The 26,037-nt window shown below is 73.9% G+C and carries 21 protein-coding genes; 11 read left to right on the forward strand and 10 right to left on the reverse strand.

The genetic code is table 11. From position 1 onward, the window contains the following. Nucleotides 1-61: 61 nt before the first annotated feature. Both ACZZ97_RS00685 and ACZZ97_RS00690 read left to right on the forward strand, forming a co-directional pair. Nucleotides 62-598 carry a hypothetical protein gene (locus tag ACZZ97_RS00685; protein WP_463471915.1) on the forward strand — a complete coding sequence of 179 codons (537 nt, stop codon included), beginning with the start codon at nt 62-64 and terminating at the stop codon, nt 596-598. 170 nt (nt 599-768) lie between these two features. After that, entirely contained in the window at nt 769-1,794 is a 1,026-nt protein-coding gene (locus ACZZ97_RS00690; RefSeq protein ID WP_463471916.1) for an LLM class flavin-dependent oxidoreductase, read from the forward strand. Between the two features lie 124 nt (nt 1,795-1,918). On the opposite strand, the gene ACZZ97_RS00695 is transcribed toward ACZZ97_RS00690, so the two are convergent. Beyond that, entirely contained in the window at nt 1,919-2,761 is an 843-nt protein-coding gene (locus ACZZ97_RS00695; RefSeq protein WP_463471917.1) for a FadR/GntR family transcriptional regulator, read from the reverse strand. An 83-nt stretch (nt 2,762-2,844) separates the two neighbouring features. On the opposite strand from ACZZ97_RS00695, the gene ACZZ97_RS00700 reads away from it, so the two are divergent. The 3 genes from ACZZ97_RS00700 (at nt 2,845) to ACZZ97_RS00710 (ending at nt 6,356) form a co-directional block, all read left to right on the forward strand. Next, nucleotides 2,845-3,777, forward strand: coding sequence for a proline iminopeptidase-family hydrolase (locus tag ACZZ97_RS00700; RefSeq protein ID WP_314102555.1), 933 nt, complete (start codon nt 2,845-2,847; stop codon nt 3,775-3,777). 123 nt (nt 3,778-3,900) lie between these two features. Further along, on the forward strand, nt 3,901-5,346 hold the full coding sequence (locus tag ACZZ97_RS00705) for an APC family permease (RefSeq protein WP_463471918.1): 1,446 nt from the start codon (nt 3,901-3,903) through the stop codon (nt 5,344-5,346). Next, nucleotides 5,343-6,356, forward strand: a complete 1,014-nt coding sequence (locus tag ACZZ97_RS00710) for an acetamidase/formamidase family protein (protein WP_463471919.1) — start codon at nt 5,343-5,345, stop codon at nt 6,354-6,356. The genes ACZZ97_RS00705 and ACZZ97_RS00710 overlap by 4 nt, the downstream gene beginning before the upstream one ends. A 117-nt stretch (nt 6,357-6,473) precedes the next feature. On the opposite strand, the gene ACZZ97_RS00715 is transcribed toward ACZZ97_RS00710, so the two are convergent. From ACZZ97_RS00715 to ACZZ97_RS00730, 4 genes are all read right to left on the reverse strand, one after another. Next, the gene (locus tag ACZZ97_RS00715) at nt 6,474-7,169 is read right to left on the reverse strand and encodes a hypothetical protein (RefSeq protein WP_463471920.1); all 696 of its coding nucleotides are present in this window, start codon (nt 7,167-7,169) and stop codon (nt 6,474-6,476) included. Between the two features lie 166 nt (nt 7,170-7,335). Continuing rightward, nucleotides 7,336-7,929, reverse strand: coding sequence for a hypothetical protein (locus ACZZ97_RS00720; protein WP_314102559.1), 594 nt, complete (start codon nt 7,927-7,929; stop codon nt 7,336-7,338). Nucleotides 7,930-8,047: 118 nt separating this feature from the next. After that, complete coding sequence (locus ACZZ97_RS00725; protein ID WP_463471921.1) at nt 8,048-9,205, reverse strand: M20/M25/M40 family metallo-hydrolase; 1,158 nt, start codon at nt 9,203-9,205, stop codon at nt 8,048-8,050. Between the two features lie 207 nt (nt 9,206-9,412). Further along, on the reverse strand, nt 9,413-10,021 hold the full coding sequence (locus ACZZ97_RS00730) for a hypothetical protein (RefSeq protein ID WP_314104610.1): 609 nt from the start codon (nt 10,019-10,021) through the stop codon (nt 9,413-9,415). 150 nt (nt 10,022-10,171) lie between these two features. Between ACZZ97_RS00730 and ACZZ97_RS00735 the strand changes: the two genes are divergently transcribed. Both ACZZ97_RS00735 and ACZZ97_RS00740 read left to right on the forward strand, forming a co-directional pair. After that, nucleotides 10,172-11,395, forward strand: a complete 1,224-nt coding sequence (locus ACZZ97_RS00735) for an exonuclease SbcCD subunit D (RefSeq protein WP_463471922.1) — start codon at nt 10,172-10,174, stop codon at nt 11,393-11,395. Further along, nucleotides 11,392-14,679 carry an AAA family ATPase gene (locus ACZZ97_RS00740; RefSeq protein WP_463471923.1) on the forward strand — a complete coding sequence of 1,096 codons (3,288 nt, stop codon included), beginning with the start codon at nt 11,392-11,394 and terminating at the stop codon, nt 14,677-14,679. Before ACZZ97_RS00735 ends, ACZZ97_RS00740 begins: the two co-directional genes overlap by 4 nt. Nucleotides 14,680-14,901: 222 nt before the next feature. Here the strand turns inward: ACZZ97_RS00740 and ACZZ97_RS00745 are convergent, their stop codons facing one another. The 3 genes from ACZZ97_RS00745 to ACZZ97_RS00755 all read right to left on the reverse strand — a co-directional run bounded on the left by ACZZ97_RS00745 (nt 14,902) and on the right by ACZZ97_RS00755 (nt 17,256). Further along, entirely contained in the window at nt 14,902-15,162 is a 261-nt protein-coding gene (locus tag ACZZ97_RS00745) for a DUF6458 family protein (protein WP_463471924.1), read from the reverse strand. 326 nt (nt 15,163-15,488) lie between these two features. Next, on the reverse strand, nt 15,489-16,283 hold the full coding sequence (gene aroD, locus ACZZ97_RS00750) for a type I 3-dehydroquinate dehydratase (protein ID WP_463471925.1): 795 nt from the start codon (nt 16,281-16,283) through the stop codon (nt 15,489-15,491). 1 nt (nt 16,284) lies between these two features. Next, the gene (locus ACZZ97_RS00755) at nt 16,285-17,256 is read right to left on the reverse strand and encodes a shikimate dehydrogenase (RefSeq protein WP_463471926.1); all 972 of its coding nucleotides are present in this window, start codon (nt 17,254-17,256) and stop codon (nt 16,285-16,287) included. 600 nt (nt 17,257-17,856) lie between these two features. Here ACZZ97_RS00755 and ACZZ97_RS00760 point away from each other — a divergent pair. After that, nucleotides 17,857-18,327: a GNAT family N-acetyltransferase gene (locus tag ACZZ97_RS00760; protein WP_463471927.1), complete on the forward strand. Its 471-nt coding sequence runs from the start codon at nt 17,857-17,859 to the stop codon at nt 18,325-18,327. Nucleotides 18,328-18,403: 76 nt separating this feature from the next. Here ACZZ97_RS00760 and ACZZ97_RS00765 read toward each other — a convergent pair whose 3' ends face one another. After that, the gene (locus tag ACZZ97_RS00765; protein ID WP_463471928.1) at nt 18,404-19,342 is read right to left on the reverse strand and encodes an EamA family transporter; all 939 of its coding nucleotides are present in this window, start codon (nt 19,340-19,342) and stop codon (nt 18,404-18,406) included. Between the two features lie 210 nt (nt 19,343-19,552). Between ACZZ97_RS00765 and ACZZ97_RS00770 the strand changes: the two genes are divergently transcribed. From ACZZ97_RS00770 to recQ, 3 genes are all read left to right on the forward strand, one after another. Next, nucleotides 19,553-21,847, forward strand: a complete 2,295-nt coding sequence (locus ACZZ97_RS00770) for a bifunctional metallophosphatase/5'-nucleotidase (protein ID WP_463471929.1) — start codon at nt 19,553-19,555, stop codon at nt 21,845-21,847. 94 nt (nt 21,848-21,941) lie between these two features. Then, the gene (locus tag ACZZ97_RS00775; protein WP_463471930.1) at nt 21,942-22,895 is read left to right on the forward strand and encodes a lysostaphin resistance A-like protein; all 954 of its coding nucleotides are present in this window, start codon (nt 21,942-21,944) and stop codon (nt 22,893-22,895) included. A 31-nt stretch (nt 22,896-22,926) separates the two neighbouring features. Continuing rightward, nucleotides 22,927-25,101, forward strand: a complete 2,175-nt coding sequence (gene recQ, locus ACZZ97_RS00780; protein WP_463471931.1) for a DNA helicase RecQ — start codon at nt 22,927-22,929, stop codon at nt 25,099-25,101. A 53-nt stretch (nt 25,102-25,154) separates the two neighbouring features. Here recQ and ACZZ97_RS00785 read toward each other — a convergent pair whose 3' ends face one another. Then, nucleotides 25,155-25,811, reverse strand: a complete 657-nt coding sequence (locus ACZZ97_RS00785; RefSeq protein WP_463471932.1) for a hypothetical protein — start codon at nt 25,809-25,811, stop codon at nt 25,155-25,157. Between the last annotated feature and the right edge of the window lie 226 nt (nt 25,812-26,037).

Consider the following 26,037-nt stretch of genomic DNA (forward strand, 5'->3'; position numbering starts at 1 on the left):
GCGCAACGTGGTGTGACGGCGGCGATCAGCCCGCCGTCACGGACTCGAGGAGGCAACACCCATGGCAGGACGCAACACGGTCATCCGCAGCATGCACGACCTGGGCCTGGCGGCCTGGTTCGGCGGCAACCTGATGGGCGCCGTCGGCCTCAACGGCGCAGCGGCGGGCGCGAAGGACCCGGTCGAGCGCCTCACGCTCTCGTCGCTCGGCTGGGCCAAGTGGGCGCCGTTCCAGGTCGGGGCCCTCGTCGTGCACGGCATCGGCGGGGTCGGCCTCATCGCCGGGAACAAGAGCCGGCTCGCCGGACAGCGAGAGGCGCGCGGCAACACCGCGCTGAAGCTCGTCCTCACGGCGGCGGCGATCGGCACGACCGCGTGGTCGGGCGTGGTCGGCGCCCAGATGGCGAAGAACGCCGAGGAGGGCGCGAAGGGCACCACCGAGCCGGGTGCAGGCAGCTCTGGCGAGCTCGCGAGCGCGCAGCGTCAGCAGAAGCTGCTGCAGTGGGCGACGCCGGTCCTCACGGGCGTGCTGCTCGTCCTCGGCGCCCAGCAGGGCGAGCAGCAGCGGCCGTTCGCGGGTCTGCTCGGCCGTCGCTGAGCACCGCCGGCACCCCCGACGGCGACGGCGACGTCGCGGGCCAGGGCGGGTGGAAGGGGCCGCGGCGCAGGCGTCGTGGGACGAGACAGGCGTGGGCCCACGCCTGTCCCGTCCCCGGACGCCGGCGTGACGACGCGCGGGGCTCGGGGGCGCTCTGCGAGACTCGGAGCATGCCCGTACACGGTTCCCCGCTGCAGCGCCTCGGCTTCCTCACGATCGGGTCGTTCGACCCCGCGTCCCCGGCCGGCGGCCACGAGGACACGCTGCGCGTCATCGAGCGCGGCGAACAGCTCGGCCTCGACAGCGCGTGGCTGCGTCACCGGCACCTGCAGCCCGGCATCTCGTCCCCCGTCGCGATCATGGCCGCCGCGTCGCAGCGCACCAGCCGCATCGAGCTGGGCACCGCCGTGACGCCGATCGGCGCCGAGAACCCGTTCCGCCTGGCGGAGGACCTCGGCACGGTCGACGTGTTGCTGGGCGGTCGTCTGAACCCCGGTTTCTCGACGGGCACGCCGATGAACTTCGACCTCTACCGCGACGCGATCTACCCGGACACCCTCGACCAGGAGGACCTCGGTCCCGACCGCCTCCTGCGCCTCCGCGACCTCGTCCGCGGCGACGTCGTCAGCGCCTCGCCCGGCCGCCGCGGCATCGAGGAGTTCAGCGACGTCGTGCAGCCGCACAGCCCCGGCCTCGTCGACCGGCTCTGGTGCGGCGTCGGCAGCACCCGGTCGGCGGTCTGGGCCGGCGAGCACGGGTTCCACCTGCTGGCATCGAGCGTCACGAAGGCCGAGCAGGGCACCGACTTCGCCGTGAACCAGCGCGCCCAGATCGACGCGTACCGCGACGCCCACCCGGCCGGCGCCTCCGCCCGGGTCTCGCAGGGCCTCGTCGTCGTGCCGACCGACTCGGCGACCCCGGAGCAGCGCGCCCGCTACGCCGCGTACGCCGAGTCACGTTCCGGACGAGTGGGCGTGCCCCAGGGCCCGGGACAGCTGCTGTTCGCCGCCGACCTGGTCGGCACCTCGGCCGAGATCGCCGACGCGCTGCACGCCGACCCGGCCTATCAGGCGGTCGACGAGGTCGCCTTCGCGCTGCCCTTCTCCCTCGAGCCGGACGACTACGCGCAGATCCTCACGGACCTCGCCGAGCACCTCGGGCCGGAGCTCGGCTGGACGCCCGCGCCGACGCCCTGACGCCTGCGCCCTGAGGGCCGCGACCGCGTCCGATCAGGCGCGATGAACCGCATCCCGAACCAAGAACCGCGTTTTATCCCGGTTCATTGTTCGGAACGCGGTTCGAGGTGGGGGAGAAGAAAGCTCAGCTGCTGCTGCTGCTGCTGCTGCTGCTGCTGCCGCCAGCGCTGCCGCCGCTGCCGCGCACCACGCGCTCGAGCAGCTCGAGGTCGATGCCGACGTGCGCCCGAGCCAGTGCCGCCGCCTGGCGTGCGCGCCCGGCGCTGATCGCGTCGACGATCGCCTCGTGCTCGGCGAGCGCCCGCAGCTCCATCTCGCGCATGCCGTCCCGACCGCCCCAGGGGTGGGCCGGCGCGGCGATGCTGACCCGCGCCTCCAGCTCGAACAGGACGTCGCGCAGGACTTCGTTGTGGGCGGCCTCGGCGATCGCGACGTGCAGCAGCTCGTCGGCCTTCTGTGAGGCGAGCCCCGAGTCGGCGGCGCGGTAGGCCTCGAGCCGGTCGCGCAGCAGGGCGACGTCGGCGTCCGTGCGGTTCTCGGCGGCCGCCTCCGCGACGGTGCCGTGCAGCCGGCCGATGGCCGCGCTCGTGTCGCTGAGGTCCGACCACCGGGCGGCGAGGGTGCGCTGCGCGACGGCGGACGTCGACCGGGCGTCCTGCTCGGGGCGGGAGTCCTGCGCGAGCACGAACGACCCGCCCCCGCGCCCGCGCTGCGTCTCGATCAGCCCCTGCTCGACGAGCCGCGCGAGAGCCTGCCGCACGGTCATGCGCCCGACGCGCAGCGAGGTCGCGAGCTCGCGCTCGGCGGGGAGGCGCTGGCCGGGCAGGTACTCGCCGGTCGCGATGGCCGTGACAAGGCGGTCGGTGATGTCGTCGGCGCGCGTGGTCGGCTCGAGGGGAGCGTCGAGGGCGCCGGAGGCGCTCGTCTCGCTCGTCGTCATCCGCCCTGCCCCTGCCTGCGTCCTCATGTGCTGCGTCTCTTTGTTACCGCCACATTAAGTCACGAAGAAAGGTCTTGGCACGAGACCTTTCCGGGTGCATGCTCTCTCGCATGTCCACGAGCACCGCCGACGTCCTGCCCTTCCGTGACGGCCACACCTGGCTCCAGGTGACCACGCCCGACGAGCCGCGCGCGGGCGCCCTGCCCCTCGTCGTGCTGCACGGCGGCCCCGGCATGGCGCACGATTACCTGCGGAACCTCGCGGCGCTCGCCGACGAGACCGGCCGCACGGTCGTCCACTACGACCAGTTCGGCTGCGGCCGCAGCAGCCACCGCCCCGGCGCCCCCGTCGAGACCTGGACCCCGGCGCTCTTCGTCGCCGAGTTCGACGCCGTCGTGGCGCACCTCGGCCTCGAGCGCTTCCACGTGCTCGGCCAGTCGTGGGGCGGCATGCTCGGCGCCGAGATCGCGGTGCGGCAGCCCGCCGGGCTCGCCAGCCTCGCGATCTGCAACTCGCCCGCCTCGATGCAGCTCTGGGTCGAGGGCGCCGCCGAGCTGCGGGCCCAGCTGCCGGCCGAGACGCAGGAGGCGCTGCAGCGTCACGAGGACGCCGGCACCACCACCGACCCCGAGTACCTCGCCGCGACGCAGGTCTTCTACGAGCGCCACGTCTGCCGTGTGGTCCCGATGCCCCAGGACTTCGTCGACAGCGAGGAGCAGATGGAGGCTGAGCCGACGGTCTACCACACGATGAACGGTCCGAACGAGTTCCACGTCATCGGCACGATGCGCGACTGGAGCATCGTCGACCGGCTGCCGCGCGTGTCCGCCCCGACCCTCGTCGTGGCCGGCGAGCACGACGAGGCGACGCCCGCCACCTGGCAGCCGTTCGTCGACGGCATCGCCGACGTCCGCTCGCACGTCTTCGCCGGCGCCAGCCACTGCAGCCACCTCGAGCAGCCCGAGGAGTTCCGCCGCGTCGTCGCGGAGTTCTTCGGCGAGCACGACCTGAGCGAGCACGACGCCGCACCTCAGAGCGCCTGACCCCCTTGACCGGCGCGGGTCGCGCTTCCTGAACCGACGCGACCCGCGCCTCCCGCACCTCCTCCGCCCCGCCCCCACCGCACCTCCTCGTCGTTCACCCGCCTCGACCCGAGAAGAGACACCATGTCCGAGAAGACCGCGTCACCCGAGCTGAGCAACCAGCAGCAGCTCGAGCAGTACGGCTACAAGCAGGAGCTGAAGCGGTCGGTCTCGACCGTCGACCTGCTCATCTACGGCCTGATCTTCATGGTGCCCATCGCGCCGTGGGCGATCTTCGGCACCGTCTACAACGCGTCGTCGGGCATGGTGCCGCTGGTCTACCTCGTGGGCCTCGTCGCGATGATCTTCACGGCACTCGCCTACGCGCAGATGGCCAAGTCGATCCCGCTCGCCGGCTCGGTCTTCTCGTACGTCGGCCGGGGCATCCACCCGATCGCCGGGTTCTTCGCCGGCTGGGCGATCTTGCTCGACTACCTGCTCGTGCCGACGTTGCTCTACGTGTTCGCGGCCGAGTCGATGATCGGCATCTTCCCGGGCAGCGCGCGCTGGATGTGGGCGCTGATCTTCGTGGCGATCAACACCGCGGTGAACCTGCTCGGCATCAGCTCGATCAAGATGATGAACCGCGTGTTCCTCGCGATCGAGGTCGTCTTCATCGCGATCTTCGTGATCATCGCCGTGGTCGCGCTGAACGACGGCACCATCCCCGGCGCGGAGTTCACCACCGACCCGATCTGGGACTCGAGCAAGGTCACCGCGCCCCTGATCGCCTCGGCGCTGTCGATCGCGGTGCTGAGCTTCCTCGGCTTCGACGGCATCTCGACCCTGTCCGAGGAGAGCACCGGCAAGCGAGGAGGCGCTGGCAAGGCGATGATCATCGCCCTGTTCATCGTCGCGTTCTGCTTCGTGCTGCAGACCTGGCTGGCCAGCGCACTCGCGGGCGGCCGGGACTCGTTCCCCGAGGGCGAGGCCGGCAACGCCTTCTTCGACCTGGTCAGGGCCGCGTCGAACAGCGGCTGGGCGACGGCGTTCTTCGTCGTGAACGTGCTCGCGGTGGGCATCGCGAACGCGATGGCGGCGCAGGCCGCGACCTCGCGCCTCCTGTTCTCGATGAGCCGCGACAAGCAGCTGCCGGCGTTCCTCTCGAAGATCAACGCCCGCAAGGTGCCGCAGGCCGCGATCCTCGTCGTGTCGGCGCTGTCGGCCGTGCTCGTGCTCTTCTTCGTCGGGCAGATCAACGTGATCGCGTCGCTGGTGAACTTCGGCGCGTTGTTCGGCTTCATGCTGCTGCACGTCTCGGTCGTCGTGCACTACGTCGTCAAGAAGAAGTCGCGCAACTGGCTGCTGCACCTCGTCGTGCCCGTGATCGGGTTCCTGATCATCGGCTACGTGCTCGTGAACGCGGCGCCCGAGGCGAAGATCGGCGGGCTCGTCTGGCTCGTGCTCGGCGCGGGCGTGTTCCTCTACTACCGCAGCCGAGGAGGCGCCGCCCCGACCCTGGGACAGGGTGCCGACGACGCCGCGGTCGCGTCGACCCCGGCCGCCGACTCCGAGCGGCACGACGCGTGAGCGGCGGCGACGGCGTCGACCCGACCCTCTCGGGCGCTCGTGACGATCTCGGCGAGGCGGCCGGCGCCTCCTCGGGGCAGCTCGACGGCGTCGACCACTTCCTCGGCAACGAGCTCGGCCGGCCCGGCTTCAGCGCCGCCGTCGAGCCGGTGCTGCGGATCACGCCGGGCACCGGCGAGACGATCGGCTTCGAGACGAGCGACGCGGTCTACGCCGAGCTGCACGGGCACCACGACCTCGCGCAGCTGTCGGTGCCGATCAACCCGGTCACTGGGCCGGTGTACGTCGAGGGAGCGATGCCCGGCGACGCCCTCGCCGTGACGGTGCACGACGTCCGGCTGGTCGACCACGGCTGGTCGGTCAGCCTGCCCGGCTCCGGAGCGCTGCAGCACGTGATGGGCGACGAGATGTTCACCCGACGCGTGCCGATCGACGCCGACGGGGTGCACGTGACGTCGCGGCACACCTTCGCGGCGCGGCCGATGATCGGCTGCATGGGCACCGCGCCCGCCGAGGGCGAGAACTCGACGATCATGCCCGCGTACCCGCAGGGCGGCAACATGGACGTCACCGAGAACACGATCGGCTCGACCGTCTACCTGCCCGTGATGGTCGAGGGCGCTTACCTGTCGATCGGCGACGTCCACGCGATCATGGCGGAGGGCGAGTCGTCGTTCGTGGCGATCGAGGCGCAGGGCACCGCGGTCGTGTCGATCGACCTCGTGAAGGGGCTCGGGCTGCGGGCGCCGCGGATTGAGACGGCTGACGACTGGATCTTCGTCGGCCTCGGCGACCCCGTGCAGGAGAGCGTCCGGCGGGGCTACGAGGACGCGTTCGCGTTCCTCGTCGACGACCACGGCTGGTCGCGGGGAGACGCCTACGCCGTGCTCAGTGCGGTCGGGCACTCCCGGCTGGGCGGGCCGACGGGGTCGGTCGCCCCGGACCCGCTGCACCCGTTCGCGGCGGTCGGCGCCGTGACGCTGCACCGCGTGCCGAAGAGCGTGCTGTAGGCGTTGCTGCTTGCGCTCCGCCACCTCCTCGAACCGCGTTCCGAACCATGAACCGCGTTCTATCCCGGTTCATGGTTCGGAACGCGGTTCTTCGCGAGGACGGCGGCCTCACCGGAGTCAGCTCTCGAGGTGCGCGAGCATCGAGCCGATCAGGTCGTTCGTGGGCACGTTGATCTGGTCGACCGCGATGTAGAAGTCGCCGCGGACGAACCACGTGTCGGCAGCCTCGACCGGGTACTGCTCGACCGCGACCTGCTGCTGGCAGAGCTGGCCGCCGTGCGCCTCCTCGCAGGTGGCGCCTGCTGCGGCGACCTGGTCGAGCAGGGAGGCGGCGGTCGTCTGGTCGAGCCGCCCCAGGACGACGCCGATGCCCGAGATGTCTGCTCGAGGATCCCGCCAGTAGCAGTCGAGCTCGGCGGCGGCGTCGACGATCTGGAACGGCTGCGCGCCGGCCTCGGGAACGGAGGCCGTCCGGGCGCCCCGCGCAGTGCCGTCGCGGCGGGGGAAGTTCTCGGGGTTGAGGGGGATCTCGCCGAAGGTCGCGGCGTAGGTCGCCTCGTCCACGATCTGGGTGCAGTCGGTCGGGATGCTCACCAGCGGTGCGGCGACCTCCGTCTCGGTCGGCTCCGGCGTCGGCGACTCCGAGCTTCCCGGCGTCGACGTGGGCGGCGGCACGGTCACGGTCTCGGTCGGCCCTGTCGTGACGTCGTCGTCGTCGCCGGCCGCGCCGCCGGCGCACCCCGTCAGCGCGACCAGTGCGGTGAGGACGAGAGCAGCGGCCCCCGTCGTCGTCCTGCGTCTGTGGTGCGTCATGGCTCTCCCCGTGGTCCGTCACCCGTCGTCCCGGGTGCCTGCGCCCACGGTACCGAGCCGGAGGAGGCGGTCGATCGTCTCCGAGGACGACATCGCCCTCGGTCCGATCACGATCGGATCACGCTGCTCACCCGGCGAGGTCGCCGGCCGCGCCTCGGACGGCGGGTCACCCGTCGGCGTCGACCGTCCAGGTGACGGTCCTGCTGCCGGCCGTGCTCCTGCGGGTCCGTTCGTTCTTCGCCCCGGAGTAGCCGATCTCGGTCACGGTCGAGCCGCCGGGCGCCAGGAGCAGCACGCAGATGTCCGCAGTGCCCTCCGACCGCAGGGCCGCCGCGGTCTCCTCGGCGTCGTTCGGGCAGTCCTCACGGTCGAGGCGCGACCCGCCGGGGGTGAGGCGGCTGGGGCCCTTCACGTAGTCGCCGTCGACGCCGACGACCCACTTTCCGTTGTCGAAGGCGCCCGTCCTGCCGTCGCCCGACCAGCTGCCGTCGACGAGCTCGACGGTGAAGCGCGCCTCGTAGGCGTCCTGGCCGCCTGCGTCGAGCTCCCACCGGTCGAGCGTCTCCTCGGTCACCGGCTCCAGGGACTCGGCCGTGATCGAGAGGGTCCCGTCCTCGAAGTCGGGCTGGGCCCAGAGGCGGGTCTCCACGGGTTCGCCGAGGGCGGCCTCGGGGCGGTCGCGCCCCAGGTACACGGGCACCGCGATGGCGAGGACGGTGATGACGGCGATGCCGATCGGTACTGCTCTGCTGCGCCTCACGGGACCCTGATCCACAGGGCCGTCCTGGCCTGCGGCCAGCCCCCTGAGGGCAGACGGGTCGGCTCGCCAGCCTCGTCCGCCGCCCTCCGCTGCCCGACGGCCGCCCATGCCCTGAGCCCTACGCCAGCTCGACGAACAGCGCCGAGACGAACTCGGTGCGCTCGACCATGCCGCCGAGGCTGATCCACTCGTGGCGGGCGTGTGCCCCGCCGCCGACCCCGCCGACGCCGTCGAGCACGGCGCAGCCGAGCGCGGCGGCGAAGTTGCCGTCGCTGGCACCGCCCACCGACACCTCGCGCAGCTCGAAGCCGAGCGAGTCGGCCACGGCGGCGGCGCGTCCGTAGAGCGCGGCCGTCGCCTCCGTGCGCTCCATCGGCGGTCGGTTCCAGCCGCCGGTCACCTCGACGCGGGCGACCGGGTCGTGAGGCGCGAGGGCCGCGAAGACGGCCTCGACCCGCGCCGCCTCGTCCGCCGACGTGACCCGCACGTCGACCGAGGCGCGGGCGTGGCCGGCGCGGACGTTGGTGCGGGTGCCGCCCTGCACGATGCCGACGTTGAGCGAGGTGCCCGCGTCGATGTCGGCGGCGCCGTGCAGCTGCAGGATGATCCGGGCCATCTCGTCGACGGCGCTGGCGCCCGAGCGCGGGTGCAGCCCGGCGTGCACCTCGACGCCGAACGTCTCGACCTCGAAGATGCCGACGCCCTTGCGGGCTGTCTTGACGGCGCCCTCCGCAGCGGACTCGAAGACGAGCACCGCGCCTCCTCGGGAGACCTCGGCCTCGATGGCGCTGCGCGACGCGAGGCTGCCGATCTCCTCGTCGCCGTTGAGCAGCAGCCGGACGCCCGGCCGGGGCAGCCCCAGGGCGTCGGAGGCGGCGATGGCGTGCCCCAGCTGGATCAGCCCCGACTTCATGTCGAAGACCCCGGGGCCGGTCATGTGGTCGCCGTCGATGGTGACGGGCCACTCGGCGAGGGTGCCCTCGGACCAGACGGTGTCGTAGTGGCAGAGCGCCGAGACCCACTCGGCCGAGCCGGTGGGCGACGGGTACTCGAGGGTGACGGTGTCGCCGTAGCCCTCGACGACGTGCACGCGGCGCTCAGCCGGCGCGCCGACGGTGCGGCCGAGCCAGTGCTCGATCCACTCGAGGCCGTGGGCGAGCAGGTCGACGTCGTCGGAGGGCGTCTCGAGCGACGCGTAGGTGACCAGGTCGGCCACCATCGCCTCGCGCCGCTGCTCGATGCGCTCGCGCAGGGCGGTGATGTCGAGGTCTGTCACGGTGGTGCCTCCGGGGGAGTGGCGGCGCGGACGCCGACGTCGCTCGCCAGGAGGACGCACCCCCAGGGTAGGAGGCGCGGGTCGCCACCGCCCGCCGGCCCCGACCGCCTGGGGGCGGCTCGGGCCCGCGTGGCCGCTGTGGAGGAGCGGCGCGCTGCCCCTGCGGGGCGCGCGACCGCCTCCCGCGGGCACGGCCACGGGCACGGGTCAGGGCGCGTGCTCGCCCGGTGCCGGCGGCTGCAGCACGACCTGCTCGGCGCCCTCGCGGTCGAGCGTCCCCGGGAAGTTGTACCGGCCGAACGCGCCCGTCGGGTCGTGCGGGCTGACCGGCCGGGCGATCCGGGAGCCGCGGACGACGGCGAGCAGCAGCTCGCGCCGCTCGTCGTCGAGGACGGGCTCGGCGCGGTCGCGCAGCAGCACGGACGCCTTGCGTCCCTTCTTCTTCCCGAACCTCAGCAGCAGCCCCGAGGCGTCGTCGTTCGACAGGGGCACGAGCTCGGCCGAGTCGACCTCCTCGAACGCGAGCACCTTCCCCCGGATACGAAGGCGCCGCCCCGCGACGTCGACCGCGAACGGCCGTGAGAGGCGCAGCACGACGTTCCAGGTGATGGCCGCGACGGTGCTCCAGAAGACGAACCAGATCGGGACGGCGATCGGTCCGAAGCTCTGGAACGGCGACTCTCCCGACTTCGAGAAGAACGCGCTCGCCGTGCCGACGAGCACCATGATCGGCAGGACGGTCCGCATGAGCCGGAGGAACGCGCGCTGCTTCGGGGCGTCGGCGAACTCGACCCAGGTGCCGGCGTCGTCGGACATGCGCTCGAGGGTACGGGAACGGTGCCGGGCGAGTGCCGATGTCCCCCACGGGCGTCCCGGCGGTGTCGGCGGTGTCGGCGGCCGCCGATACAGTGACGGCGATCTGACGACGGCCGTCACGGCCACACCGACCACGACGAGAGGGCGACCGTGCGCATCCTGCACACCAGCGACTGGCACCTCGGGCGCACCCTGCACGGGGTCGACCTGCTCGAGCACCAGGCCGCGTTCGTCGACCACCTCGTCGAGCTCGTCGCCGAGCGCGACGTCGACGTCGTCGTGGTGGCGGGCGACGTCTACGACCGGGCCGTCCCCTCGGTGCCGAGCGTCCGCCTCCTCGGCTCGGCCCTGCGTCGGCTGAGCGAGCACGCGGTCGTGATCGTGACCCCGGGCAACCACGACAGCGCCGTGCGGCTCGGCTTCGCCTCCGAGCTCATGCGGCCGGGACTGCACGTGCTCGCCTCGGTCGAGACCCTCGACCAGCCCGTCGTCGTCGCCGACGAGCACGGGCCGGTCGCGTTCTACGGGCTGCCGTACCTGGATCCCGACACGGTCCGGCACACGCTCGCGCCGACTGCCGACACCGGGGCTGCCGCCGACACGGGGGCTGCCGCAGACGCGGGCGTCGATGCCGAGCGCCCGCCCTTGCCGAGGTCGCACGAGGCCGTCGTCGCGGCCGCGATGGGCAGGGTGCGTGCCGACCTCGCCTCGCGCCCCGGCACCCGCTCGGTCGTCGTCGCGCACGCCTTCGTCAGCGGGGGCGAGGCCAGCGAGAGCGAGCGCGACATCCGCGTCGGCGGGGTCGACTCGGTGCCCTCGGCCGTGCTCGACGGCGTCGACTACGTCGCGCTCGGGCACCTGCACGGTGCCCAGCGCATCGGTGCGTCTCGCGGTGAGCGACCCGTGATCCGGTACTCGGGCTCGCCCGTGGCCTTCTCGTTCGGCGAGCTCGGGCACGTCAAGTCGACCGCGCTCGTCGACCTCGACGCCGGGGGAGGCGCGACGGTCGAGCTCGTCCCTGCACCCGTCCCGCGCAGGCTCGCGGAGGTGACCGACACGCTCGAGCACCTGCTCGACGGTCGCCACGACGAGCTGCGCGACGCCTGGCTGCGCGTGCACGTCACCGACCCGGTCCATCCCGAGCGGCTGTACAGCCGGGTCAAGGCGCACTTCCCCCACGCGCTCGTCGTGCTGCACGAGCCGATCGGCGCGGTCGACGCGCCCGCGCTGCGACTCGTCACCGCCGAGACCGACCCGCTCGAGGTGGCCGCGGACTTCGTCGCCTTCGCCTCGGGCGCCCCGGCGACCGACGCCGAGCTCGCGGCCGTGCGGCACGCCTACGAGACCGCCCGCAGCGCCGAGGAGTCCGCGTGAACCTGCACCGCCTCACCCTCCGCGCCATCGGGCCGTACGCGGGCGAGCACACGGTCGACTTCGCCGAGCTGGGCGCGTCCGGAACCTTCCTGCTCGAAGGGCCGACGGGCGCGGGCAAGTCGACGGTGATCGACGCGATCGTCTTCGCGCTGTACGGGTCGCTGGCCGGCGAGGGTGCGAGCCGTGACCGGCTGCGCAGCCACCACGCCGCCCCCGAGGTCGAGCCGTTCGTCGAGCTCGTCTTCGAGACCGCCGCGGGCATCCACCGGGTGCGGCGCACCCCGGCCTGGCGGCGGCCGAAGAAGAGCGGCACGGGCACGACCCCGGCGAACGCCACGGCGACCCTCGTGCGCCTCACGTCTCCCGACGCGACCGCGGGCGAGCCGGTCTCGACCAGCACGCAGGAGGTCGGCGGCGAGATCGGACGCATCCTCGGCCTGACGCGACAGCAGTTCGTGCAGACGGTCGTGCTGCCGCAGGGCGAGTTCGCGGCGTTCCTCCGCTCGACGGGAGAGGAGCGTCGAACGATGCTCCAGTCGCTCTTCGGCACCGAGATCTACGAGGCGACGACGGCGCAGCTCGTCGAGGCCCGACGCTCGGCGAACACCGAGGTGGCCGCGGCCGACCACGCCGTCGAGCTCGGCTGGGCGCGCCTGCGCGAGGCCGCCGGCGTCGGCAGCGACGACGAGCTCGGGGGTGTCGGCACCGGCACCGGCACCGGCACCGGCGCTGGCGACGAGCCCGCTGTCAGGGACTCCGCGCTCGGCGGCGGCGGGGCGCTGGGTGACCGGGAGCCGTCCGAGGCCGAGACCGCGACCGCTGTCGATGGCCCCGCCGCGGCCGTCGTCGTCCGTGACCTCGCTGCGCGACTGGACGCCGGGCCCGACTCCGACCCGGACGCTGTCCTCGCCGACCTCGTGACGGCAGCCGCCACGGCGCAGTCGGACCGTGACCGGCGGGCAGCCCGTCGCGACGAGCTGAGGTCGACCCTCGACGCACGACGTCGGCTGCGTGGGGCCCTCGACCGTCGTGCCGCGTTGCTCGTCCGCGCCGCCCAGCTCGAGGCCGCCGAGCCGGCCGTCCGCGAAGCGGGCGACAGCCTCGACGCTGCCGCGCGTGCCGACCTCGTCACGGGAGCGGCCCGAGGTGCAGCCCGGACCGAGGAGGCGGTCCGCGCGACCGCGGACGAGCTCGCCCGTGCTGCGCGCGCGGCCTCCGCAGCCGGGGTCGCCGCCGCTGCTGGCGACGACGACGACGCTGCTGCTGCCGATCCTCTCGAAGCCGCCGCTGATGCCTCGAGCGTGCCCGCCGCCGCCCCCGACCGCGCCCCCGCCCCTGTTGCCGTCCCCGTCCCTGACCCCGACGCAGCCGAGCTGGCGGCCGAGCGCGACCGGCTCCGGTCCGAGCTGGCCGTGCTCGCCGAGACGGCCAAGGTCGAGGCGGCGCTGCCGGCCCGCCGAGCCGCCGTCGAGTCGACCCGGGCGCGGCTGGCCGCACTCGACGAGGCCCGTGCCGCCGCCGACGCCGAGCTCGCCGGTAGGCCCGAGGCCCGCGAGGTGCTCGAGGCCGAGCGCGACGACGCCGCCCGGCGAGCTGGAGGCCGCCCCGCGGCCGAGCAGGCGCTGTCGGCCGCCGAGCAGCAGGCCGCCGCCCTCGACCGCGTCGCGGTCCTCGAGCGGGACGCCGCGCTGGCCGAGACGGCGCTCGCGTCCGCCAGCCGCGACGCGGTCTCGGCCGTCGAGGCCGAGTCGGCCCTGCGCCTCCGCCAGATCGCCGGGCTGGCGGGCCAGCTCGCGACGACGCTCTCGGCGGGCGAGCCCTGCCCGGTCTGCGGCTCCGTCGAGCACCCTGCCCCGGCCGACCTCACCCCCGAGCACCCGAGCGACGACGACGTCGACCTCGCCGCCGCTCGTGCCCGGTCGGCGCAGGACGCGCAGCGCCGCGCCGCCGAGCTCGCCTCCGCCGCCGAGGCCCGACGTGACGACGCGCGCACCGCCCTGGGCGGCCTCGATGTCGACGCTGCCCGGGGGGCGGTCGACGCCGCCCGGCTGCTGGTGCGCGAGGCCGTGGCCGCCGAGCAGCTCCTCGCGGCAGCCGAGCGCACGCTCGCCGCGTTCGACGCCGACACCGAGCGTCGCCGGTCGGCGCTCGCCGCGGTCCTGACCGAGCACGCGACCCTGGCCGAGCGTCTCGTCGGCGAGCAGCGGCGACTCGACGACGACGCGGCCGTGGTCGCAGCCGCGCTGGCGGGGGCAGGCGAGTCCGTCGCCGGGATCGTCGCCGAGCGTCGGGCCCGCGCCGAGGCCGCCGAGCGCCTCCTGCGCGCCGTCGACTCCCACGAGACCGCCGTCGAGGCGCGAGCCCAACGCGCGGTCGAGCTGGCCGCGGCCCTCGCCGAGTCGGGCTTCGACGACGCCGCGGCCGCGGCGCGTGCCGCGCTGCCGGTGCCCGAGCGTGACGCGCTGCGCACCCGGGTCGGGCGGCACGAGGCCGACCTCGCCGTCGTCGCCTCCGGGCTGGCCGAGCCCGAGGTCGCCGGCCTGTCCGGCGACGAGCAGATCGACGTCGACTCCGCCGTCGAGGCGCTGGCCGCAGCCGAGGCCGACCTCGCCGGGGCAGCCGAGCTCGCGACCCGGCGTGCCGCACGGGCGACCGCGTCGGCGGCGGCCCTCGACGACCTCCGGCGTGCACAGCGGGCCGGGGCCGAGGTCGCCGACGAGGCCAGGGCCGTCGTGAGGATGGCCGACCTCGCGAGCGCGACCGGCTCCGTCAACGTCAAGGGCGTGACCCTCGGCACCTACGTGCTGCTGCGGCGCTTCGACGACGTGGTCGCCGCCGCCAACGCCCGGCTCGGCGTCATGTCGAGCGGCCGATACGCGCTGGAGGCGTCGGACGAGCGCGAGCAGCGGTCACGATCGCGCCGGGTGGGGCTCGCCCTCGCGATCCGCGACCACGCGACCGACACGACACGTGACCCCGCGAGCTTCTCGGGCGGCGAGACTTTCTACGCGTCGCTCAGCCTGGCTCTCGGGCTCGCCGACGTCGTGCAGGCCGAGGCCGGCGGGCTCGAGCTCGGCACCCTGTTCGTCGACGAGGGCTTCGGTTCGCTCGACCCGGAGACCCTCGACGCGGTGATGACCGAGCTCGGGCGCCTGTCCGACACGGGTCGCGTCATCGGCATCGTCAGCCACGTCGACGAGCTCAAGCAGCGCATCGCCGACCGCATCGAGGTGCGACGTCAGCCGGACGGCTCGTCGGTGCTGCGCACGACCGTCAGTTCCTAGCTGAGCGCGATCGGATCGCGCCCGACTGAGCTCGGCTGCGGCTGACTGCGGCCGGCTGCGCCCGGCTGCGCCCTACTGCGCCCTACTGCGGCCGGCTGCGCCTGACTGCGGCCGGCTGCGCCCGAGCACACGACGACGGGCGGGTCCGTCGCGGGTGGGCGCTCATGAGCGCCCGCTTGCGACGAACCCGCCCGTCGGGAGGGTGCGTGTCGGCAGAGCCGGTCAGATGACCGGGCCGCCGCCGTCCTGCGTCGAGCGACGCGTGACCTGCTCGCCGCTGGCCGGGTCGACCGCCGTGCGCGCCTCGGTCACCGTGCGGCGACGACGCGTCGCGAACACGATGCCGATGATCGTCACGAGGACGCCCGCCGCGATGAGGATGTAGCCGATCAGCATGATGTCGATGCCCGCGACCTGGAAGTCCAGGGCGTACGCGAGGATCGCGCCGATCACGATCAAGGCGATTCCGCCGCCGATGCTCATGGTGTCTCCTTCGTCAGCGGGGGACTGTCCACCGCGGTGGGCCACAGTACCGACGCTGCGCCTCCCGCGTCACCCCTCCTTCGGGATCACCGTCGGTACACCGGCGACGGCCGTCGCGCAAGTACTCCCGCGGGGCGACGTCCTCGCGCTATCCTCGACTCACTTCGGCGGATCCCCGGCCCTGGAGTCCCTGTTCAGCGACGTCCGTCGCTCGTGTTTCCCGGTGTGGGACACAGGGCCGGGTCCGCCGGAGCCCTCGAGTCGCGCCGGCCACGATCCAGGCGTCAGGACGCCGGCGTCATGACGCACTCGGCACGATGCGGGCGTCACGCCTCGGTCGTGGTCGCTCCGTGCAGCAGCTCCAGCGCCGCGCGCACGCCCGACGCGTCGAGCTGCCCCGGGGCACTCGCCCCGTCTGCCGTCGCCGCGGCGAACGTGAGGCACGACCCGAAGGTCTCGCCGACGAGCCGCGACGCCGCGCCCAGCGGGCCCATCGACATGGTGATCGCCGGCACGAGGCCGGGGCCCGAGCGGAAGTCGTCCGTCGCCGCGAGCAGGGTGAGCACGTCGGCCGGGCTCTCGGGCATCGCGGCGAGCTTCACGACGTCGGCGCCGTGCTCCTGTTGCTGCAGCAGGCGCGAGAGGATCTCGGCCCGCGACGGCGTTCCCGCGAAGTCGTGCGACGACATGACGACGACGACGCCGGCGTGGTGCGCGGTCTCGACCACCGCCTCCCGGATGTCGGGCTGCGTGAACATCTCGACGTCGACCGCGTCGACGCCCCCGTCGCGGATCGTCCGGGTGAGCAGGTCGCCGTACTCCTCGGGCGTGATGTCGCGGTCGCCGCCCTCCTGCTTCGTGCGGAACGTGAACAGCACGGGGACGTCGTCGGGCAGCGCGGCCCGGACCGTCTCGACCGCCTCGCGGACCTTCTCGGCGTCGTCGACGGCCGTGAGGTGGTCGACCCGCAGCTCGACGAGGTCGTAGGAGGCGCGGGTCAGCTGGCCGGCAGCCTCGCCGAGCGCCGAGGCGGTCCGGGCGACGAGGGGCACGCACACCGCGGGCCGGCCGTCGCCGAGCACGAGCGACCGCAGCGTCGCGGGCTGGGGCGTCGGGCGCACGTCAGGCCACCGGGGAGGTCGTCACGGAGGTGGAGGCAGTGGCCGTGGCAGAGCCCGCAGAGCCCGCAGCGCCCGCAGCGGTCGAGCCCGTCTCCGGCAGTCCGACGGCGGCGCGCATGGCGGCGCGCACGCGGTCCTCGTCGTCCAGCCGCTCCTCCTGCGCCCGTCCCGTGAAGAGGCGCACCTGTGACACCGCCTGCTCGACGAGCATGTCGAGCCCGCTGAACGCGATGCCGCCGTCGGCCGACCAGGTCGACGCGACGCGGGTCGGCCACGGCTCGTAGGCGACGTCGAACAGGATCGACGACTCGCTCCGCGGGCGCAGCGGGAGGTCGTCGGCGACCCCGCCGGGCAGGGTGCTGATGACGAAGTCGAGCGGAGCCAGCGTGCCGAGCTCGGTCAGGGGCGCGATGCTGATGTCGCCGCCCAGCTCGCTGGCCAGCGAGGTCAGCTCGCCGGCACGCATGGGGTTCCGCAGGTGCACCGAGAACGAGCGGGCCCCGAGCTGCCACGCGGCCCACATCGCCGAGGAGGCGGTGGCCCCGCCCCCGAGGATCGTCGCGCTCTCGGGGCGCGCGTCGTGGTGCGCCTCGACGGTGCGGACGATGCCGTCGACGTCGGTGTTGTGGCCGTGGCGGCGTCCGTCGTCGTCGATGACGACCGTGTTCGCGACGCCGAGCGAGAGGGCGAGCGGCGAGACCGTGTCGAGCAGCGGGAGGACCTCGCGCTTGAGCGGCATCGTGAGGCTCAGCCCGCGCCACGGACGGTCGCCGGTGCCGGTGCCGGTGCCGGTGCCGCCGGTGGTCTCGGCCAGGAACTGCTCGAGCTCGCCCGAGGCGACCTCCGCGCGGTCGTAGTGCCAGTCGAGCCCGAGCTCCGCGTAGGCCGCCCGGTGCAGGGCGGGCGACAGGGAGTGGGCGATCGGCGAGCCGAGCACGGCCAGGCGGCGGGGAGCAGCGGACAAATCGGGCACCTCTCTGACGGCGGACGGACGCGACACAGTATGCCCGGGGCCCCTGGGCCGTCCCTGCTGCCGCCTCCGGAACCTCGTCCGCACCGCGTTCGCACCCGCTCGCACCCCGTCGGGGACGATGCGCCCCGTCATTCCGCGCTGCGTAGTCCACTCCGGGGGTACTTCGTTCGCCCGTTTCGCTTGCGCCTCGCACGTGCCCCCGGCGCCCGGCCCGCGCCTCCTCGGACTCGTCTCGGCCTGCCCCCCATGTCGGCGGGTTCCCGTCACGCGTGGCGGGTCAGCGCCCACCCGCCGTCGGCGACGGCAACCGCCGCACCAGACAGGAACCCGCCGCGCTCGACAGCCACCCGCCCCGAGCGACAGGAACCCGCCGGCTTTCCCCCGCTCGAGCTCGGTTCCTCGGGCCGATGTCGGCGGGTTCCCGTCACGCGTGGCGGGTCAGCGCCCACCCGCCGTCGGCGACGGCAACCCGCCGCACCAGACAGGAACCCGCCGAGAGTGACCACGACCCGCCGACATCGGGCGCCTGCACGGGAGCCCGCACGGGAGCCCGCACGCCGCGTGCGACACCTCGTGCAGCGCCCGTGCCAGCATCGTCGGATGCAGATCCGCGCCTTCGACCCCGCCGACACCGAGTCCGTCGTCGCCCTCTGGCACGAGTGCGGCCTCACCCGCCCGTGGAACGACCCGCACCGCGACATCGAGCGCAAGCTCGCCGTGCAGCCGGAGCTGTTCCTCGTCGGCACCGAGCTCGTCGAGCCGGCCGGCAGCGGCGACGGCACCGGCACCAGCACCAGCAGCGCGAAGGAGGTGCTGGTCGCGACCGCCATGGCCGGTCACGAGGGCCACCGCGGCTGGCTCTACTACGTCGCGGTCGCACCCGGGCACCGCGGCGGCGGGCGCGCCCGGCAGATCGTCGCCGAGGCTGAGCGGCTGCTGCTCGAGGCCGGCTGCCCGAAGGTGATGCTGATGGTGCGGTCCGGGAACGACGCGGCCGCCGCGACGTGGGGGAGCCTCGGCTACGAGCCGGACGACGTCACCGTGTACGGCAAGCGCCTCATCGAGGACTGAGCCGCCCACCCGCCCGCCGAGCCGCCCGCCCGCCGAGCCGCCCGCCCGCCAGCCCGCCGACCGAGCCGCGCGCCACCTAGTCGAGCGCCAGCAGCGCCGCCGCGGCGAGGGCGAGCACGAGCCCGCCGACCTGCGTCCGGGTCAGCCGCTCCCGCAGCACCACGGCCGCGAGCACGACGGTCGCCGCCGAGTAGAGCGCCGTCAGCACGCTCATCACGGTGAGGTCGCCGACGCGCAGGCCCACGAGGATGAGCACGTTCGCCCCGCTGTCGGCGACTCCGCAGGCGAGCGCCAGCCACAGGGCGCGACGCAGGGACAGGAGGTGCGGGGCGGCCTGCGCGACCGGCGCCGCACCTCCTTCGCCCTGCTGCCGGATCGGGACACGCCCCGGCTCCTCGGCGCGTGCACGCTCCCGCACCCGCGCCACCACCAGCAGCACCAGCACCGCCCCGCCCGTCAGCACGAGGTTCGCCGACCGGTTGGCGACGAGCGGCACGAGCCCGGAGTCGTCCGGCGTCCGGTCGAGGAACACGAGCACCAGCCCGATCCCCGCGCCGGCGCCCAGGGCCATCAGCAGCCCCCGCGCGCTCGGTCGCGGAGCCGACGGATCGGGCACGAAGCCGACCAGCACCACGGCGACGAGGGCGAGCGCGATGCCGGCCCAGCCCGCGCCTCCCAGCCGGGAGCCCTGCGCCAGCCCGACCCCCACCGGCACGATCGCCGAGACCACGGCCGTGAGCGGCGAGAGGATGCTCATCGGCCCGAGCGCGAGGCAGGCGTAGAGCAGCGCGAGGGCGACGGCTCCCGCGACGCCGCTGAGCAGGCCCCAGCCGACCGCGGCCGTCGAGGCCGTGCCGGGCACGACGAGCAGCAGCAGCGCGAGCAGCACCAGCCCGCTCGCGGCGGCGATCGCCGTGACGCGCAGCGGGGCGATCCGTCGGGCCGCGAGTCCGCCGAGGAAGTCGGCCGAGCCGTAGGAGGCGGCGGCCAGCAGGCCGAGGACGGCGGCGATCACGGCGACTCCAGGAGGTGCGGGGCGAGCCAGGGCGACAGCTGTCGTCTCACGAGACGGCCGTCGCGTTAACAACGGATGACGAAGCTGCGGGAGGCCTTGTCGGACTCCCAGCTGGATCTTATGGTCGTGGGGGCCGTCCCTCGACCGGGGGGCAGGCCGTCGAGGCCGATCCGGCCCCCACCCCGCAGCCCACCAGGAGACACACTCGTCATGCGCCCCCGCCCCGCCGCCACACCCCAGCGCGAGAACGGGGGCCGGCGACGTCGCCGCGCCGCCCTCTCGCTCGTCGCCGTCACCACGATGGGCCTCGGCGTCCTCGTCGCCGCCCCGGCCGCCCAGGCCGCTCCCACGACGATCGACATCGTCGGGATCAACGACTTCCACGGCCGCATCGAGGCCGACGACGGCGTGGGCCGCAACACGGTGATCGGCGGCGCGGTCTCGCTCGCGGGCGCCGTCGACGCGGTCCGTCGAGCGAACGCCGACACGCTCTTCGTGTCGTCGGGCGACAACATCGGTGCCTCGACCTTCACGTCCTTCATCCAGGACGACGAGCCCACCCTCGACGCCCTCAACTCGATCGGCCTCGACGTGTCGGCCACGGGCAACCACGAGTTCGACAAGGGCCAGGGCGACCTGGACGGTCGGGTCACGACGAACAGCGACTTCCCGTACGTGGCCGCCAACGTCATGCGCGGCAGCGCGCACGCGTACAAGCCGTATGTCGTCGAGACCACGGCGAGCGGCGCACGGGTGGCCTTCATCGGTGCCGTCACCGAGTCGATGCCCACCCTCGTGTCGCCGGACGGCATCGCCGGGCTCACCTTCACGCCGATCGTCCCGGCCGTCAACGCGGCGGCCGCGGAGATCGTGGCGGCCGACGCGGCCGACGCCATCGTGCTGCTCGTCCACGAGGGCGCCGCCGACAGCACGCCCGCCGCCATCGGCGGCGACAGCGCCTTCGGCGAGATCTCGCGCGGCGTCAGCCCCGACGTCTCGGCGATCCTCTCGGCGCACACGCACGCCTCGTACAACACGACGGTCGTGCCCGACGGGAGCACTGTGCCCCGTCCCGTGGTGCAGACGGGCAGCTACGGCTCGTTCCTCAGCCACCTCCAGCTGTCGGTGGATCCGGCGGCGACCGGTGCGCCCCGTGACACCGTCACGGCGACCCTGCTGCCCCAGCAGAAGCTGTTCGGGGTCCAGGCAGGGCCGAACCCCGACATCGCGGGCATCGTCTCGCGGGCAGTGGCCGTCGCCGACGAGCGAGGCAAGGTCCAGGTCGGGACCATCGGGGGCGAGTTCCGCCGCGCGTACACCGGAACCACGGAGAACCGAGGCGGCGAGTCCACGCTCGGCAACTTCGTCGCCGACGTCCAGCTGTGGTCGACGCGGGACAAGGGTGCTCAGCTCGCCCTGATGAACCCGGGCGGCCTCCGCACCGACCTGGTCGCCCAGTCTGCAGCTGGCGGCCCCATCGACTACAAGTCCGTCGCCCTCGTGCAGCCCTTCGCCAACACCCTCGTGGTGGTCGACATGACCGGCGCCGAGATCAAGGCGGTGCTGGAGCAGCAGTACCAGCCGGCGGTCACGGCCCGTCCGTTCCTCAAGCTGGGCTCGTCGGAGGGTCTCGCCTACACGTACGACCCGTCGGCCACGGGCGGCTACGCGGTGACCAGCGCGACGCTCGACGGTCAGCCCCTCCTCGACGACACCGTCTACAAGGTGACGACGAACTCGTTCCTGGCGACCGGCGGCGACGGCTTCACGGCCTTCGCGAACGGCCGCGCGCACGCCGACAGCGGCAAGGTGGACCTGCAGAGCCAGATCGACTACTTCGCGGACCAGACGGCTCGTGGCCTCGTCCCTGCGCCGGACTTCGCCGTCCGGTCGCTCGGCGTCACGACGTCCGAGGCTCCTGCCGGCGGCTTCGCGGCCGGCGAGCAGGTCGAGCTGGACCTCTCGTCGCTCGTCATGAGCCAGGCGGCGCCCGACCAGGCCGACCCCCTGACCGTGACCGCGTCCCTGGACGGCGTCGAGGCTGCGACCTCGACCGTCGACACGACCGCCACCCCGTTGTTCGACGAGCAGGGCCGCGCCACGCTGACGTTCACCGTCCCCGAGGGCATCACCGCACCCACGGCAGGCCCGGTCACGCGCTCGCTCCGCATCGCGGTGTCCGGCACCGGCACCGAGGTCGACCTGCCGATCGTGTTCGCTGCTGCCGCTGCCCCGGTGGTCGTCGACCCGACCCCTGGCGACCCGACGACGCCGACGACGCCGGGCGCCGGCGCGGGCACCGCTCCCGGCACGGGCTCCGGCTCCGGCGCGGGCACGGGCCCGACCCCGCGCCCGGCCGCCGCGGGCGACCTCGCCTTCACCGGCTCGGACGCGGCGACGACCGGCCTCCTGGCGGCGCTCGCCCTGATGCTCGCCGGAGCCGGCGTGCTCACGGCCACGCGCCTCCGTCGCCGTCGCGAGCTGCTCGTCGAGGCGACCGACTGAGCGATCGGCACGACCCGGCACCGCCCCGCACGACCCGACGGCCCGGTCGCACCTGCACAGGTGCGGCCGGGCCGCCGGCGTTAACCTCGGGGGCGTGACCACCGCCTCCGTCGAGTACCACCGGCTGTTCCGTGCGCTGCCGACGTACCGCTGGTGGCGACCGCTGCTCGCGGCCGTGATCGGCGCCGTCCTCTACTGGGTGCTCGCGAACGCGGTCGTGCTGGCGATCTTCGCGGTCCTCCGCGCGGCCGGTGGCCAGGAGCTCACCTCGACGGTCGCGCAGGGCGTCCAGGACGACCCGCTCGACGCCTCCCAGCCGCTCGTCCTGCTCACGACGCTCGCGTCCATCGCGACGCTGCTGCCCGCCGCCCTGTTCGCGACGAAGCTCGCCGGCCTCGGACGGCTCGGCCAGCTGTCGAGCGTCACCGGCCGCCTCCGCTGGCGCTGGATGGCCCGCACGCTGCCCGCCGCCCTCGTGCTCATGGTGCTGACGGTCGGCCTCAGCTACCTCGTGCTGCCCCCGCTGACGGGCCAGGCGATCGGCACGGGGCCCGTGACGACGCCGCCGGCGACGATCGTCTGGTCGGCACTGGTCATCCTGCTGCTCGTGCCGCTGCAGGCCTCCGCCGAGGAGTTCGTCTTCCGCGGCTTCGCCGTGCAGGCGCTCGGGTCGTGGATCGCCTGGCCCGTGGTCGCGATCGTCCTGCCGACGGCCGCGTTCGCCCTGTCGCACGCCTACAACCCCTGGGGCATGGTCGACGTCGCCGTGTTCGGGGTCACGGCGGCGTGGCTGACCTGGCGCACGGGAGGGCTCGAGGCCGCCATCGTCGGCCACGTGCTCAACAACACCGTCCTGTTCCTGCTGCTGGCGCCCTTCGCGGGCACCGAGGCGAGCGACGGCAGCCCGCTGGGGCTCGCCGTCACGGTCGTCTGCACGCCGGTCTGGGCGTGGCTAGTGACCCGCGCCTTCCACAGGTCGGGGGAGCGCCGGTCCTCCCCGGCATCGCCCGCCGACGGCACCGTCCACGAGGAGGCGCGGGTCGGCTGACGCTGTCGGCGCAGCCTCCTAGACTCGTCGCGTGACCGACCCTGCCGCCCCCACCGCCACCGCCGCGCCCTCCTCGTCGGGCCCCGCCGGGGCTCCTCTCGAGGTGCTGCAGCGCGTCTTCGGCTACGACGCGTTCCGCGGCGACCAGGCCGCGATCATCGACCAGGTGGTCGGCGGCGGCGACGCCCTCGTGCTGATGCCCACCGGCGGCGGCAAGTCGCTCTGCTACCAGGTGCCGGCGATCGTCCGGCCGGGCACGGGCGTCGTCGTCTCGCCCCTCATCGCGCTGATGCAAGACCAGGTCGACGCCCTCGAGGCGGTCGGCGTGCGGGCGTCGTTCCTCAACTCGACGCAGGATCCCGACCAGCGGCGAGCCGTCGAGCAGGCCTTCGTCTCCGGCGAGCTCGACATGCTCTACCTCGCTCCCGAGCGACTGAAGCTCGACTCGACCAAGTCGCTGCTCGACCGTGGCCGGGTGTCCCTGTTCGCCATCGACGAGGCGCACTGCGTCGCGCAGTGGGGGCACGACTTCCGCCCCGACTACCTCGAGCTGTCGGTGCTGCACGAGCGCTGGCCCGACGTGCCGCGCATCGCGCTCACCGCGACCGCGACCGAGACGACGCACCGCGAGATCTCGCGGCGGCTCGAGCTCGACGACGCGGCGCACTTCGTCGCCGACTTCGACCGGCCCAACATCCAGTACCGCATCGAGGCGAAGGACGGCCCTCAGCAGCAGCTGCTCCGGTTCATCCGCGCCGAGCACGAGGGCGACGCGGGGATCGTCTACTGCCTGTCGCGCAAGTCCGTCGAGGGCACGGCCGAGTTCCTCGTCAAGCAGGGCATCGCCGCCCTGCCGTACCACGCGGGCCTCGACGCCGGCACCCGAGCACGCAACCAGTCGCGGTTCCTCCGAGAGGACGGCATCGTGATGGTCGCGACCATCGCCTTCGGCATGGGCATCGACAAGCCCGACGTGCGGTTCGTCGCGCACCTCGACCTGCCGAAGTCGGTCGAGGGCTACTACCAAGAGACCGGTCGAGCGGGGCGCGACGGCCTGCCGTCGACCGCGTGGCTCGCCTACGGCCTGCAGGACGTCATGCAGCAGCGCCGCATGATCGACCAGTCCGAGGGCGACGCCGAGCACCGCCGCAAGCTCGGCGCCCACCTCGACGCGATGCTCGCCCTCTGCGAGACCGTCGAGTGCCGGCGGGTGCAGCTGCTCGGCTACTTCGGCCAGGCGAGCACGCCGTGCCACAACTGCGACACCTGCCTGAACCCGCCGCAGGCTCTCGACGGCACCGTCCCGTCGCAGAAGCTGCTGTCGACGATCGTGCGCCTAAAGCGCGAGCGCAACCAGCAGTTCGGCGCGGGGCAGATCATCGACATCCTGCTCGGCCGCACGACGCCGCGCATCACCCAGAACCGCCACGAGCAGCTCTCGACCTTCGGCATCGGCACCGAGCTCAGCGAGATCGAGTGGCGCGGCGTCGTCCGCCAGTTGCTCGCCCAGTCGGTCCTCGCGGTCTCGCCCGACGGCTACGGCACCCTGCTCATCACCGACGCGGCGGGCGAGGTGCTCTCGGGGGCGAAGCAGGTCCGCCTGCGCAGAGAGCCAGAGAGGGCCCCGCGCGTCCGCGGTGCCCGTGGGTCGTCGGCGGGCGTCTCGACGCGCGGCTCGCGCGGCGGCTCGGGCGCGGCCGACCTCGACTCCGCCGACGTGCCGCTCTTCGAGACCCTGCGCCAGTGGCGGGCGGGCATCGCCAAGGCGCAGGGCGTGCCGGCCTACGTCGTCTTCGGCGACGTGACCCTGCGCGGCATCGCGTCGAGCCGTCCGGGCTCGATGGGCGAGCTCGCGGGCATCAGCGGCGTCGGCCAGAAGAAGCTCGACACCTACGGGCAACAGGTGCTCGACGTCGTCTCGGGGGTCGCCCCCGAGGAGGCGGCGGCCCGGGCAGCCGAGTCCGGTGCCGGCACCGGCGCGGCCGGCTCGGGTTCGACCGGCTCAGGCTCGACCTCGGCCTCCGGCTCGACCCCGTCCTTCCGGGCGGAGACGAGCTCCCGCAGTCGTCCCGCCGCCGCACGCAACTCCCGCCCGACGCCGACGACGAGCGCGGCCCCGGCGGCCGACTCGGAGCCGTTCCCGTTCGACGACGAGCCCCCGTGGGACCCGTACGACGAGTCCGTCCCGCCCGACGACAACTACTGACGCGACCTGCGGCGCTGTCGCGTCGTCGCTGTCGCGACGGCCCTGACGCGCGGCTAGCGGCGCGACGAGGCGTCGAAGGCGACAGCCGCGGGAGCCGCCGTGACTGCGGCAGCGGCAGCGTCGGCGGCAGCGTCGGCGGCAGGCGCAGGCACGACGGCGACCGGCGCCGTCGGCGTCCGTCGTTCCGAGACGGGTCCGGCCGACCCGAGCCGCAGCTCCGTCGTCCGCTGGGCGAGCATCACGAGCGCGACGGTGAGGGCGATCATCGCGCCGAACCCGCCGAGGAAGGGCCCGCCGCCCAGTCGGGTCACGTAAGCGGCGGAGAGGAGCATCGCGCTCGCCAGGGGCGTGGTCAGGTAGGCCGCACGCACCGGGACCAGCGGCACCGCGCCTCCTCGGGTCCCCTGCACGCGGAGTGCGACGAGCGTCGCGGCCACCGCGGCGAAGAGCGCCCCGGCGGTCGCGTAGAGCGCCGTCGCGGCGAGCGGGGCCATGGTGCCGACGTGGCCGGCATGGACCGCGCCGAGCACGGAGAGCACGGCGAAGCCGACGTGCCAGACGGGGGCGAGCAGCCAGGCGGCCCGCCTCACGCGACCCGCAGGCAGCGGCAGCAGGCCGTCGAGCGGCCCCTCGACGAGGTCGCCCTGCGTCCGTCGTCCGTCGTCGAGCGTCAGCCCCCGCTGCGCTCCTGTACCTCGTCCAGTCCCCACGCGGCGAGCATAGGGAGGGGCTCGGACGGGCCGCAATCCTCCCTGAGGGGGACACCCGTTGTCCCCGCACCGGGCGACGACGGGCGAGCGGGACGGCCTCGCCCGCCACCCGTCCCGCCCGAGGAGGCGGTGAAAGGGTGAGCGGATCTCGCTTCCGTGACGGCCGACGTCGCTGCTGCGACCGACCCGGAGACGGACCCCGGGCAGGCTCGTCGACAGGCTCGTC

Source organism: Frigoribacterium sp. AC512 (assembly GCF_979258295.1).